This is a genomic window from Streptomyces sp. NPDC050743 (assembly GCF_044456925.1).
Classification (GTDB): Bacteria; Actinomycetota; Actinomycetes; order Streptomycetales; family Streptomycetaceae; genus Streptomyces.
Window position 1 is genome coordinate 59,105 of the sequence record NZ_JBITGJ010000032.1, and the last position, 13,219, is coordinate 72,323.

The 13,219-nt window shown below is 69.1% G+C and carries 11 protein-coding genes; 4 read left to right on the top strand and 7 right to left on the bottom strand.

Going from position 1 to position 13,219, the window contains the following annotated elements; all coding sequences use genetic code 11:
* Positions 1 to 449 precede the first annotated feature (449 nt).
* A complete protein-coding gene (locus tag ACIBJF_RS27490; protein ID WP_399177618.1) occupies positions 450 to 2,714 on the top strand; it encodes a SpoIIE family protein phosphatase in 2,265 nt (754 codons plus the stop codon).
* A gap of 173 nt (positions 2,715 to 2,887) precedes the next feature.
* On the opposite strand, the gene ACIBJF_RS27495 is transcribed toward ACIBJF_RS27490, so the two are convergent.
* The gene (locus ACIBJF_RS27495; RefSeq protein ID WP_399177620.1) at positions 2,888 to 3,325 is read right to left on the bottom strand and encodes a MarR family transcriptional regulator; all 438 of its coding nucleotides are present in this window, start codon (positions 3,323 to 3,325) and stop codon (positions 2,888 to 2,890) included.
* Between the two features lie 505 nt (positions 3,326 to 3,830).
* Between ACIBJF_RS27495 and ACIBJF_RS27500 the strand changes: the two genes are divergently transcribed.
* The 3 genes from ACIBJF_RS27500 to ACIBJF_RS27510 all read left to right on the top strand — a co-directional run bounded on the left by ACIBJF_RS27500 (position 3,831) and on the right by ACIBJF_RS27510 (position 6,395).
* Positions 3,831 to 4,553, top strand: coding sequence for a VOC family protein (locus ACIBJF_RS27500; RefSeq protein ID WP_399177622.1), 723 nt, complete (start codon positions 3,831 to 3,833; stop codon positions 4,551 to 4,553).
* Positions 4,554 to 5,234: 681 nt separating this feature from the next.
* Positions 5,235 to 5,774, top strand: a complete 540-nt coding sequence (locus ACIBJF_RS27505; RefSeq protein WP_399177623.1) for a hypothetical protein — start codon at positions 5,235 to 5,237, stop codon at positions 5,772 to 5,774.
* A 312-nt stretch (positions 5,775 to 6,086) separates the two neighbouring features.
* On the top strand, positions 6,087 to 6,395 hold the full coding sequence (locus ACIBJF_RS27510; protein WP_399177625.1) for a putative quinol monooxygenase: 309 nt from the start codon (positions 6,087 to 6,089) through the stop codon (positions 6,393 to 6,395).
* 352 nt (positions 6,396 to 6,747) lie between these two features.
* Here ACIBJF_RS27510 and ACIBJF_RS27515 read toward each other — a convergent pair whose 3' ends face one another.
* The 6 genes from ACIBJF_RS27515 to ACIBJF_RS27540 form a co-directional block, all read right to left on the bottom strand.
* A complete protein-coding gene (locus ACIBJF_RS27515) occupies positions 6,748 to 7,707 on the bottom strand; it encodes a DUF4240 domain-containing protein (RefSeq protein ID WP_399177627.1) in 960 nt (319 codons plus the stop codon).
* An 81-nt stretch (positions 7,708 to 7,788) separates the two neighbouring features.
* On the bottom strand, positions 7,789 to 8,322 hold the full coding sequence (gene grpE, locus ACIBJF_RS27520) for a nucleotide exchange factor GrpE (protein WP_399177629.1): 534 nt from the start codon (positions 8,320 to 8,322) through the stop codon (positions 7,789 to 7,791).
* Positions 8,323 to 8,324: 2 nt separating this feature from the next.
* A complete protein-coding gene (dnaK, locus tag ACIBJF_RS27525) occupies positions 8,325 to 10,181 on the bottom strand; it encodes a molecular chaperone DnaK (RefSeq protein ID WP_399177631.1) in 1,857 nt (618 codons plus the stop codon).
* A 134-nt stretch (positions 10,182 to 10,315) separates the two neighbouring features.
* Positions 10,316 to 11,158 carry a hypothetical protein gene (locus tag ACIBJF_RS27530; RefSeq protein WP_399177633.1) on the bottom strand — a complete coding sequence of 281 codons (843 nt, stop codon included), beginning with the start codon at positions 11,156 to 11,158 and terminating at the stop codon, positions 10,316 to 10,318.
* Positions 11,159 to 11,380: 222 nt separating this feature from the next.
* Positions 11,381 to 11,842, bottom strand: coding sequence for a hypothetical protein (locus ACIBJF_RS27535; RefSeq protein ID WP_399177635.1), 462 nt, complete (start codon positions 11,840 to 11,842; stop codon positions 11,381 to 11,383).
* A gap of 486 nt (positions 11,843 to 12,328) precedes the next feature.
* Positions 12,329 to 13,141, bottom strand: coding sequence for an amidohydrolase family protein (locus ACIBJF_RS27540; protein ID WP_399177637.1), 813 nt, complete (start codon positions 13,139 to 13,141; stop codon positions 12,329 to 12,331).
* Positions 13,142 to 13,219: the final 78 nt, after the last annotated feature.

The following is a 13,219-nucleotide window of genomic DNA, read 5'->3' on the forward strand; positions in this document are numbered from 1 at the left end:
GCCACCACCTCGCCCGGTGCGGGAGCCCCATTGTCTCCGCTGCGGCACCCGGGGGCGAACCGAGCCGATCCCGATCTTCCGCAGCGGCGCCGCGATCGATCACCAGGATCCGACGACACCGCCGCTGTGCCCCGGCCGCCAAGGGAAAGCGGGAGCCGACGCCGACCGCGGCGTGCCCGGCCACGCCCTGCTCGTCGTCGCGACCGCCCGGATCGATCGCCCGGCCGCGGAGCCGGCCACGCCGGACTCCGAACCCGCTGCTGAACGGCCATCAGGCGTGGCTGGACGGCCCGTCCCGCACCGCCTCCGGGAGCTCGGCGCCTGACCTTCGCGGAACGCGGGGTGTGCCAGGCCCTCGTCGCAAAGCCCCCCGCGCCCCTCCGCACCGCCCACACCGGTGACGGGCCGCACCGCATGCAGGAGCGCGTGCGCGGCGTAACGTCGTAAGCGTGGACTTCACCGCGGACAGTCTGCTGAGCCGTGCGGCCCAGGTGCTCGGCCCGAAGGCGGGCGCACTGGTGCAGGAGATGGAGGATGCACTGCGCCGGGACGTTCCCGAGCTGTGGGAAGACCCGGACCTCATGACCTCGCAGAACATCGCCGACCACGTAGCCACCGTGCTCTTCGCCCTTGAGCACGGCCCCGACAGGAGCCTGCTCGAACCGCCGGACGCCGACGCGGAGCATGCACGCCGGCTGGCCCGGCACGGAAAGCCCGTCACCGCCATGCTGAGGGCCTTTCGCCTCGGGCAGGGCGTCGTCGTCGCCAGACTGCTCGAGGAGATGCCCCGGCTCACCAGCGATCCCGAACTGATCAGCGCTGCCGCGGGCAAGCTGATCGGGATTGCGACCGAGTACGTGGACCGCGCGTCCGAGCGCGGCGTCATCGCGTTCCAGGAGGAGCGCGACCGCAGGGTGCGATGGCGGCTGTCGGTCGTGAACGAGGCGAGCACCCGCATCGGGACCACCCTGGACATCGCCCGCACCCTCCAGGAACTGGCGGACCTCGCCACCGAGCAGTTCGCCGACCTCGTCACCGTCGACCTGCTCGACTCCGTGCTCCGCACACCTGGCACCCCGGCCGGCGGCGACCCGGGCGCCCTGCGCCGGATCGCCCAGAAGTCAGCGGCCGGCGAGTCGCCGGAACCGACGACCGAGCCTCAGCAGCTCCACACCTACGTACCCGGATCCCCACCGGATCGCGCCCTCGCCACCGGGCGTTCCGCCCGGTACGACACCGACGCCTCCTCTCTCACGGGCCTCACGGGCGCATCGCCCACGACCGCTGAACCCGGCCTCGACGCCGGCGCCCGCGGTATCCACTCGGCCCTGGTGATACCGCTGCGTGCCCGGGGCACCACCCTGGGCGTCGCCCAGTTCTTTCGTCACCTGAGCCCCGAACCCTTCGACGACGCGGATCTGCTCTTCGTGCAGGACATCGTCGCCAGGACGGCGGTGGCCGTCGAGCATGCCCTCCGCTACACGCAGATGCGTGCCGCCGCGCTCGCCCTGCAGCGCAGCCTGCTCCCGCAGGGCGCGCCGGGGCATTCGGCCGTGGAGGTCGCCCGCCGCTATGTGCCGGCCGACGCGGAGCTCGGTGTGGGGGGCGACTGGTACGACGTCATCCCGTTGTCCGGTGCCCGGGTCGCCCTCGTGGTGGGCGACGTGGTCGGCCACGGCATCCATGCCGCTGCCACCATGGGCCGGCTGCGGACCGCGGTACGCACCCTGGCCGACATCGACCTGCCCCCCGACGAACTGCTCACGCACCTGGACGACGTCGTCATCCGGCTGTCCGCCGAGAACACCGCCACCCTCGACGGACAGGGCGCCGTCCCGGCCGCAGAGTGCGGCGGGTCGGCCGGGGGAGGTGGCGGCCCGGCCGGGGATGGCGAAGGGCCGAACGGGGGAGGCGACGGGGACATCGGCGCCACCTGCCTGTACGCCGTCTACGACCCCGTCTGCCGCCGCTGCACCCTCGCCCGTGCCGGGCACGTACTGCCCGCCATGGTGAGCCGGGACGGCGCCGTCGACATCCTCGACCTGCCTCCCGGGCCACCGCTGGGACTGGGCGGCCTGCCCTTCGAGGCGGCGGAGGTCGACCTGCCCGACGGCAGCCTCCTCGCCCTCTACACGGACGGCCTGCTCGTCGCCCACGACCACGACGTCGAGGCGGGCCTCAGCAAGCTGCGTCATGTCCTCGCCCGGCCCTCGGTCTCCCTGGAGGCCACCTGCGACACCGTGCTCGACGCGCTGCTCCCGGCCCGACCGGACGACGATGTCGCGCTGCTCCTGGCCCGCACCAACGGCCTCGGGGACCGCCAGGTCGTCACCTGGGAGCTGGAAGCGGATCCCGTCGCCGTCTCCCGAGCCCGGTCGAGCGTCTCCGAGCAACTGACCGCCTGGGGCCTTGAGGATCTCGACTTCACCGCCGAACTGGTGGTCAGCGAGCTGGTCACCAACGCCATCCGCTACGGCCAGCCGCCGATCCGGCTGCGCCTGATCAACGACAGCACCCTGCTGTGCGAGGTCTCCGACGACAGCAGCACCACCCCACATCTGCGCCGGGCCCGTGTCTTCGACGAGGGCGGACGCGGCCTGCTCCTGGTGGCCCAAGTCGCCCGACGCTGGGGGACGCGCCACGCCCGCCGGGGCAAGACGGTCTGGGCCGAGCTGGACGACGGCGCCGGACTGCCGACGCCGGCCTCCATTTAGCCGGACGGGCGCCCGCCTACTTCGTGTCCTCGATCCGGCCGATGGGGGAGCGCCACCGGTTGCTCCTGGTGCCGACCCCGTCGCGATCTGGGTGCCGATCGTGTGGCGGAGATCCCGGCGCCCCTAGTTGCACGGCAGTGAGCAATCCCATTGATCTGCACATCGATGGGCAATTAGGTCGTCCCCGGTCGACGAAGCCGACCCCGCCTCCGAATCAGGCGGACTCGGAACCGCCGCCTGAATCGGCGACGAGTTCGGTGAGGCGGCGCAGGAGTGTGACCAACTGGACCCGCTCGGCCGGGTGAACGCCTCGTAGCCCCTGGCCGGCGCTCCCGCAGCCGGGACCGGAGCAGGGCGAGTCTCTCGGCTCCGTCATCGGTGCGGCTGACGAGCACGCGTCGCTCGTCCTCGGCGGACCGGCGCCGCACCACGATGCCCTTCGTCACCAGTTGCCGGAGCACGCGCGTGGCCGTGGGGACGCTGACGTCCGCACTGCTCGCCAGCCGGCCCACCGGGACGTCCGCCTCCGCGGCCAGTGGCTCGAGGAGTGAGACCTGGACCAGGGAGAGCCCGCCGAGTCGAGGAGATCGCAGGCGCAGCCCCTCAGGCATGTTCCGGAGAGGGGCCAGCGCTGCCAGTGCCCCTGTGGAGCAGCGCCTTCGCGGGAGGTCAAGACCATGACTCGTTCGGCGAAGGGAACCGTCGGGTAGCCCGGCAAAAACGTGCGCCAGAAGGCCGGTCTGACCGGTGCATGCTCGCCCAGGGCTGGGGGAATCCTGCGCCGGCGGACCGGACAGAAGGCATCTGGCAGTGCAGTGCCTGCGGGTGGATCGAGGAGACCTCGCGCAAGAGCCAAGCCGAGTTCGCCCGCGTGTCCATGCGAAGTGGGCCGGGACGCGCCTGCGAGGGCGAACCGGCCGCCGCCCCTGCGTGACGGGCTGGCTCGGCCGGTGCCGTGGGCGATGGTGCCGTTCAGCAGGATCGTCATCGTGTAGGGTCCTGGGCTCCCCGTCGATGGAAACTCGGATGCGAGTGCCCCGCGGCCACCTCTAGGCTGCGCTCGCGGTGAGGCCGAGGCGCTGTATCGACCGTCAGTGGATCGGAGATGCACGGGGTATGACCAGTCAGCTGTACGCGATCTGCTTCAACACTGCCCAGCCGTCGGGCCTGGCGCGGTTCTGGTCCCGGCTCCTGGGCTGGGAGTCGGCCGATGGTCCGGACGACGACGTCGAGATCCTGCCCCCTGATACCGCCGGTTTCCGCATCCGCTTCCTGCCCAGTCAGGAGCCCAAGATCGGCCAGAACAGGGCGCATTTCGACCTGACGAGCACCTCCCCGGAGGATCAGCAGCGGACGGTGGCCAGGGCGCTGGAATTCGGCGGGAAACACATCGACGTGGGCCAACTCCCGGAAGAGGGGCATGTGGTGCTCGCCGATCCAGACGGCAACGAGTTCTGCGTGATCGAGGCGGGCAACAAGTTCCTCGCCGACACCGCCTTCATCGGAGCGCTGGCCTGCGACGGTACGCAGGAGGTCGGTTACTTCTGGAGCGAGGCGCTGCGATGGCCACTCGTCTGGGACCAGGACCAGGAGACCGCGATCCAATCCCCGGACGGCGGTACGAAGATCACGTGGGGTGGTCCTCCGGTGGCGCCGAAGAGGGGGCCGAACAGGCTGCACTTCGAGCTGGCGCTCCCCGCCGACGCCGACTGGGAGGCGGAGGTCGACCGCCTGATCGCGCTCGGCGCGACGCGCACCGACACCGGCGATGGCGACGGCGTCCGGGTACTGATGCTCGACCCCGACGGCAACGAGTTCTCCGTACAGAGGCCCCGGTAGTGCCGTTGTTGTCGGCTGGGCTGTTGGTCACCGGCGTTCACCTGTGACACAAGCTGTCACTCGGCAGTCCACCGGTTCTGGAGCAGGCAGAGCACACGCCCCTCGCCGGGCACCACGCCGACCACGCAGCTGGTCGGGTCAGGCCCCCAATAACCCAGGTCGTACAGCCGCTGCCCCTCTCGCACCAGGCGCCGCTCATGCTCGCCGGCTCGGTTGGGCACCAGGACGGGGTCCGGCCCGGACTGAGGTCGGCGCGTGAAGAGCGGATGCCGCGGCAAGCCCCACTGCCAGCTACGCGACAAGGGCCTCCCGCACAGGAATCCACTGGTCTGAACCGTTGCGCTCCACAGGCGTCAGCGTTCCTCACGCGGCGCACTGCCTCCAGATTGCGCACGGATTCGGTCGGCGACGGCCGGCCGTCGTCACGACCGCAGCTGCGCGACGCTTCACTCGGCTGCTTAGATCATCCGCATGACGGACTGGTCCCAGTACCACCACGCCTACGGCACGGCAGAAGACATTCCCGGCTTGCTCAACGCAGTGAGTCCGGTCCCAGGGGATCCCAACTGGACCGAACTCTGGTCCCGGCTGTGTCATCAGGGCACCGTCTACTCAGCAAGCCACGCGGCCTTGTCTGCCCTGCGAGACATGGCACGCCAGTAGTCGCCCGCGGACCGACAGATGCCACTCGTGGTGGCCGGCGCCATCGCGGCCAGCACCGATCAGCCATACGGCGAGCAGGATCCCCATGTGGCCTATGCCCCGGAGATGTCCGACCTGGTGCAACTGACCGAGGAAGCTCTTCGGGATCCCATCCTCGCCGACGACCCCCGCACTTACGTCTACTTGCTCGCCGCGCTCCTCGGCTTCGAGGGGGTCGAGGCGTGGGGCGAACAGCTCGACGGACTGAACGACGATGAATACGAAGTCCCCTGTCCCGCGTGCGGTGCAGAGAACTTCATAGCCTTCGGCGAGTACGGCTTCTTCTCGACCACCGACAGCATGTACATGAACGAGACCGCGGCAAATAGGATCCCGCTGCAGCCTGCGAATCCCTCAACACTGGAGGGACTGGCCCAAAGACTCCACAGTCGCGCGCTCGCAGACGGCCAGACCGATGTCGCGCATAAGTTGACTTACGTTTTCGGCAAAGCGCAGTGCGCCGAGTGCGATGCGGTCTTCAGCGTCGCGGAAGCCGTCGCCACTCGTTGGGGCGCCTGAACCACATCACCGCCCCGGTCTCGGACCATGCCGAGGCTGAGACGCGGGAGCATGGCTGAGGCGGCTGTCGTGCTGCATACAGTCGCCGCCTGGGGCACTCGATGGTGACCAATGAGGCGGCCGCAGGTCACGCCGCCGTTGATCGGTTGTGGCTGTGCAGAGGGGGCCGCTGCAGGTGCTGCGAATGATGCCCGGCACATCGATTGCCACCACCGATCGGTGGCGAATCGGCTGGTGAGGTGCATCCTGGAAGCGAGGCCCGGCCATCCCACGTTCACAGCTCGCGAGGCTGCCCCGGAAGGATTTGCGCGCATGCCCGTTGTCATCGCCCGCCTGATTCCCGCGCCGGGCCAGACCCAGAAGGTGCTTGACGTGTACCGCGAGTTCGCCCCGCTGGTCCATCAGGAACCGGGATGCGAGCTGTTCGCGCTGCACACCGACGGCGAGGGCGTCTTCATCGTCGAGCACTGGCTCACCTCCGAGGATTTCCAGACGCACGTGGCCAGCTCGAACCTCCAGCGAATCAGGGACGCGCTCAAGCCTCTCTTGGCCGCACCCTCCGAGATCTGGCCGGTGGAGAGCGTCCCCCTCGGCGACCCCAACAAGGGCGTGATCCACTAGCGACCCGCCTCTGGGCTGTCACAGCAGAGCGTCGATCGGCCGGCTCCGGGCCGTCTGCGGGCCGTGAAGCGATGCCCAAGGCCGACCAATGGTGGGTGACATCCACCCTCGACATCAACGAGGGCGAACACCGACGCATACCGACGACTCCCAGCACACGGGGCGATGCCAAGTAGCCAGCGTCGAGTAGCTGCTCGGCGGGCCACGGATCGAACTCCTAAAGCGGTGGTCAGGGCTCCCCTGGACTACTGGCGGACGAGCCCTGTCCGACCTCAAGTCTGCAAGGTCCTGAACAGCGGTGTTGTCGTAGAGCCCCAGCACCTCGATGACGGGATGCTTGGAGCCGAGCCCCCTACGAAGAAACTGACGGTTGTCGGTCGGGGCAGCCGTCGGCGTGTATGCGGAACCGGGAGTACGGCCCTGGGACTATCCAGCCCTCCAGCCAGCCTGTGAGCCACCGGGCGAGGGTCAAAGTGGTCGGCACCAGGACGCAGCAGTCATTGGCATCCCAGTCCCAGACGCGGCCCTCGGGAGTGCTGAAGTCGATCATCGTCCACATGCAGCAGCCGCGGTCCATGAGCGGGACGACCCCCTCGGGTGTTGCGGGGATGTCGGAGTCGTCCTGCGCCGAGAAGAGCCGGTGGGCCTCGAGCATGTCGCGCTCGTCGCTGAACCAATTGCCGGTGTCCGTCAACGAGAGGCATTCCCAAACCCCGAAGCCGCCGTTGGCGACTTCGAGGTAGAGGCGTCGCAGCAACTGTGGCATCGGGCGGCCGACCGCGCGTTCGACCGCCGCGACGTCCTCCGGCGTTGCCGGCGGGGGTAGGTCGCGGTCGGCGACGCAGGTGCGGACGGCCTCGACAAGCTCGTCGTCGGTCATGGCCTGTCGCCCCCAGCCGGCCCGGTTCGAGTAAGACTCGTACGAGTAGCGGGTGCCGCGATCCCACTCCTGCCCGGTGAGGGCCTTGTACGCCCGGTCTGGCACATAGAGCAGAGGCTCGGCCCACATCAGGCCGGCGGCATACGTCGTGAAGCGCGCGGGATCCTGGAGTACCCGCCGGTAGGCTTCGCGTCCATCGGCGACGACGGCCGCACGCGTGTAGAGGAACGCGTCACCGGAGAGGCAATGGCCGTACTCCTGGAGGTCCAATCGGTACAGCGCCCAGGCCAACTGCTCGGCGAACTCGGCGATCAAGGACACCGGCCCGGCCGCAAGCCGAGCGGTAAGGGCCGCCGCGAGACCATCTGCATCGGGGTCAGGTCCGTCCAGTCGGAATTCCTCGATCAGCGTCCAGAACACGTCCTCATCCATGCCGGCCATCATGGCACTCGGATCCGACAGGCCTTTGGGCAGTTTGATGCGTCTGTTCGTGTGTGCGGGAGGGTACTTCCGTCAAAACGGCACGGAGCGGCCAGGTCCGCTTCGCAGCGGGCCCTCAGACGCCGACGTACACAGCGGGTTTCTCGCGGGTGGTGGCGGTCCGGTGACCTCCACGTGGGCCGGGCGGAGCAGTTGGGGGCCGAGCCGGTAGCCGGGGCGCAGGATCTTCGTGCAGATCAACCGGTCGGTGTCGGGGGAGACATGATGGGTGACGGCGTCGTGGCACGCGGGGTCGAAGGGGTCGCCCTCTTCCCCGAACATCTCCAGTCCCAGGGACCCCAACTGGGCGCCAAGCGTGTCGGCGATGTCCTTCAGCCCCACCGTCATGGGCTCGTGCGCGCACGTGCGGTCGACGGAGTCCAGGACGGGCAGCAGGGCACGCAGGACGTTGGCCACGGCGATCTCGCGTACGGCCATGCGGTCCCGGCGCACCCGCTTGCGGTAGTTGTCGTACTCGGCCTTCACCCGCTGCAGGTCGGCCGTGCGTTCCTCCAGAAGACGCTGCAGCAGGGCGGGGTCCGGGTTCTGCAGCCGGCCCTTGTCCATGGTCAGCCCGCCTCCGGCTTGTCGTCGTCGACGATCTCGGCGTCCACCACGCCCTCGTCCGAGGAGTCGGCAGCGGACGTGTCCGCACCGGGGGCCGTCTGGCTCTCCGTGCGGGACCGCTCGTACATCGCCGTACCGATCTTCTGCGCCGCCTCTGTCGCACGTTCCATGGCCTGCCGGATCGCGGCCGTGTCCTCGCCCTTCAGCCGCTCCTTCAGCTCAGCGAGCGCGCTCTCCGTCTCCCTCTTCGCGTCCGCCGGGATGTTGTCGGGGTTGTCCCGGATGAGCTTCTCGGTGGAGTAGACGAGCTGTTCGGCCTGGTTGCGGGTCTCCGCGGTCTCCCGGCGCCGGCGGTCCTCCTCGGCGTGCTGCTCCGCCTCGCGGACCATGCGGTCGATGTCGTCCTTGGGCAGCGCGGAGCCGCCGGTGACGGTCATCTTCTGTTCCTTGCCGGTGCCGAGGTCCTTGGCGGAGACGTGCATGATCCCGTTGGCGTCGATGTCGAAGGCGACCTCGATCTGCGGCACTCCGCGCGGCGCGGGCGCGAGACCCGTGAGCTCGAACATGCCGAGCTTCTTGTTGTACGCGGCGATCTCCCGTTCGCCCTGGAAGACCTGCACGGTCACCGAGGGCTGGTTGTCCTCGGCGGTGGTGAAGATCTCCGAGCGCTTGGTCGGGATCGTGGTGTTGCGCTCGATCAGCTTGGTCATGATGCCGCCCTTGGTCTCGATACCGAGGGACAGCGGGGTGACGTCGAGCAGCAGGACGTCCTTGACCTCGCCCTTGAGGACACCGGCCTGGAGCGAGGCGCCGACGGCCACCACCTCGTCCGGGTTCACGCCCTTGTGCGGATCCTTGCCGGTCAGCTCCCGCACCAGCTCCGTCACCGCGGGCATACGGGTCGAGCCGCCCACCAGAATGACGTGGTTGATGTCTGACACCTTGATCCCGGCGTCCTTGACCGCGTTGTGGAACGGGCCCTTGCACCGCTCCAGCAGATCCGACGTCAGCTGCTGGAACTGGGCGCGGGTGAGCTTCTCGTCCAGGTGCAGCGGGCCCTCGGGAGAGGCCGTGATGTAGGGGAGGTTGAGGTTCGTCTCCGTCGAGCTCGACAACTCGACCTTGGCCCGCTCCGCGGCCTCCCGCAGGCGCTGCACGGCCATCTTGTCCTTGGCCAGATCGATGCCGTGGTTGTTCTTGAAGGTCGTGACCAGGTGGTCGACGATCCGCTGGTCCCAGTCGTCGCCGCCGAGGTGGGTGTCGCCGTTGGTGGCCTTGACCTCGATGACGCCCTCGCCGATCTCCAGCAGCGACACGTCGAAGGTGCCGCCGCCCAGGTCGAAGACGAGGACCGTCTGGTCGTTCTCCTTGTCCAGCCCGTACGCCAGCGCGGCGGCCGTCGGCTCGTTGATGATCCGGAGCACGTTCAGGCCGGCGATCTCCCCGGCCTCCTTGGTCGCCTGCCGCTGGGCGTCGTCGAAGTAGGCGGGGACGGTGACCACGGCGTCGGTGACGTCCTCGCCCAGGTGCGCCTCGGCGTCCCGCTTCAGTTTCTGCAGCACGCGCGCGGAGATCTCCTGCGCCGTGTAGCGCTTGCCGTCGATGTCACCGTGCTCGGGGAACCGCCAGCCGTGATCGCCCATGTGCCGCTTCACGGAGCGCGCGGTGCGATCGACGTTGGTGACGGCCTGCCGTTTGGCGACCTCCCCGACCAGCACCTCGCCGTTCTTGGCGAAGGCCACGACCGAAGGTGTGGTCCGGGCCCCTTCGGCGTTGGTGACCACGGTGGGCTCGCCGCCTTCGAGGACCGAGACAACGGAGTTCGTCGTTCCCAGATCAATACCGACTGGACGCGCCATCAGGACTCTCCCTCCTGCTCCGCCTCCATTCTCGGCCCGCCGGCTGACCACTGCGAGCTGCTCATTCGGACCACGTCGCCAATTGCCTGAGTAAAACTTGGGTGCCTTCTCGTCAAGTCTTGCACCGGCGGATGTCACCGAGTGCCAGGTCGTGACTCATAGTGCAGGCTGTGGAAGCGGCCGCTCTCCTCGCGCCCGGCGGGGTCATGACCCAGTGCCCGTACCGTCGCGATCGCGAACTGCTGTTCCCGTTCGTCGGTGAAGAGCCGCTGGGGATAGGTGCGCGAGACATCGAGTGTGGTCTGCAGGCCGTGCGCGGCCAGTGTGCGGACGATCGGCTGGTACGACACCGTCCGCAGGACGAACGCGCTGATCCACACCGGTCTCCGGGTGCTGTCGAGCAGTGCCGTGAAGGTTCGGTCGGTGATGTAGCTGCCGCCGCCGGTCAGCGTGACGAGCCCGACCTCGGCGAGCGCACGCCTCAGCCCGGGGCCGGGCGGTCCCTGTTCCAGGTCGTCGGTGAAGGCGGCGTCCAGGAGACCCACCTCCAGCGCGTACTGCACGGCGGGCGCCGCGACGTCCAGGCCGAACACCGGCACCGCGTCCGGTCGGCGCCGCCCGGCGTAGAACTCCTTGTCCTGCGCCGCGAGTCGCGCCGTCGACATCTCCTGGCGATCGGGTGAGGTGTACCGCGCGTACATGTCCGCGAGCGTCACATCGTGGTTGAGCAGCGCCGCGTTGATCCCGTACGAGCAGCACAGATCCAGCACCGCCGGCCTGCCGGGGTGTCCGTCGTCGAGCGCGGCCCGTTCGGCGGCGGCCTGCCGGAAGACCGGCTGGGCATGGTGCGGGATCTCGTACTCCAGCGGGGCCAGCCGACGGAAGTACATGCGGGGGTCCGGCCGGTCGTAGATGTCGTCGAACCGCGACTTGCCGGCCGCCACGCCCCCGGTACCGCCAGAGCCGGACTCGGCCATGCCGTACTCCTCCCCGCGGAACACCTCGGTACCTCCATCATGTCTCGCCCCTTATGTCATGGAATGACTGCCACACCGAGGTCCTCGGGCGTGCTTCGTCCGCACGGTGATGCCTGGGTGCTGGCGGTGCCGTGGATCGGCAGCACCGCCAGGGTCGGTTTCAGGACCGCTGCTTTTCGGTCCGGCCGGCCGATGAGTACGGAACCTCCGGACCTTTCGCCGTCACACGCTCAGGGCGTCGAGAACCGATTCCATGGCGAGGACGCCGCCGAGACCGAGGACGGACAGCACTGTCGTGTAGGTGGTGCGCGCCTTGATCGCGTCGATGACCGACAGGTTGAAGTACTCCTTGAACATCCATAACCCGGGGTCGTTGACGTGCGAGAAGGCGATCGATCCGCAGGAGATGGCGAGGACCTTGATCTCCGGGTGGACCCCGCTGCCGGCGAGCAGCGGCAAGCCCACGCCCGAGGCGGTCACGACGGCGACCGTGGCCGAGCCGAGGGCCACGCGGAGGCTAAGGATGTAGACGATCAAGGTCAATGGGTAGGCGGCGATTGGTCGTGCTCCTTGTGATGCGGCCAATCGGTGGGCGGTCGTCATCGCCTTCGCTGTGGCGGCCTCCGGCGTCGCCGACAAGGCACCGAATCCGTGGGCCGCGCAAACCGCGCCCGCGCCCTCCATCGATCAGGACGACGGCCGACCGGCCCCGACGACGACGCCCCCGAACGCGGACCCGCCCGACGGCCCGGACGCGGATCCCTCCGACCCACCGCCGGAGCCGCCCGGCGGACGTCGGTGGCCGACCCGTGAGCGCGTGACGACCGCCGTGGTGTCGGCGGCCGTCACCGCCGCGGTGGGCGGAGTGATCCACGGTGTCCTGGCGCCGCAGACCGGCGACGGCGGCGCGACATCCACCGGGTCGGCACGGACGCCGGGGGTGACGGCGACGGAGCCTATGAGATCCAGCCACTCACCGACGTCTACGTCGTCCCGGGGAAGGCCGTACCGACTGCCGGGCAGTCCGCCGCCAAGGCCACTCGCCACCCCGCCGACGACCGGCTTCGCTTCGGGCAGGCACCGCCCGGCAGCACCTTCTGCCTGCGGGACAGGACGAGGGGCGACATCACCTATTACCGCCGTCGCAAGTGACCCGAAATGACTGCGCGGTCAGAGGTTGAAGACCCGGCGGGCGTTCCCGGACAGGAACAGCCCGGTGGCTTCTTCGTCCAGGTCGAGATCGCCGAGGTGTTCCAGTGCCTGGGCAGGGGTGATCATGGGGTAGTTCGAACCGAACAGCACCTTCCTGCGGCCCCGGCCGCGCAGGTACTCGGCGAGCTCTCGCGGGTAGCGGCGGGCGGTGTAGGCGCTGGTGTCGATGTAGACGTTGGCGTGCTTGTCGGCCACCGCGATCATCTCCGTGGTCCACGGGTAGCCGATGTGGCCGCAGACGATGGTCAGTTCGGGGAAGTCGAGCGCGATCTGGTCGATGTAGGGGATGGGGCGACCGGTTTCGGAGGGGCGCAGCGGGCCGGTGTGGCCGACCTGGGTGCAGAAGGGGATGCCGAGGTCGACGCAGGCGGCGTACAGCGGGTAGTACAGCCGGTCGGTGGGCGGCAGTTGCCACAGCCAGGGCACGATCCGCAGGGCGGCGAAGCCGAGTTCCTCCACGGCCCGGCGCAGCTCGCGCACGGCCTGGACGGGCCGGGTGAGGTCCGCGCCGGCGACCCCGCGCAGCCGTCCGCCGGACTGTGCGACGAACTCGGCCACCTCGTCATTGCTGATGAGCGGTCCCTGAGGCCCGTACCAGGCCGCCGCGAGACCGATCTCCACATCTGCCGCGGCCATGGCCGCCACGGTGGTCTTCACCGGCAGCGGCTCCTCCAGCAGTCCCTGCCCCGTCCATCGGCGCAACGACTCGAACATCTCGTGGTTGGAGTGACGGAGCGTGGGATGCTGCATCCACACGTCGATGACCGGCATGGATCCTCCAGCAAGGGGCTAAGCGATCGCTTACTGCAACCATAGTCGCTTGACCTTGGCAGGTGTCTCCAGACCCGG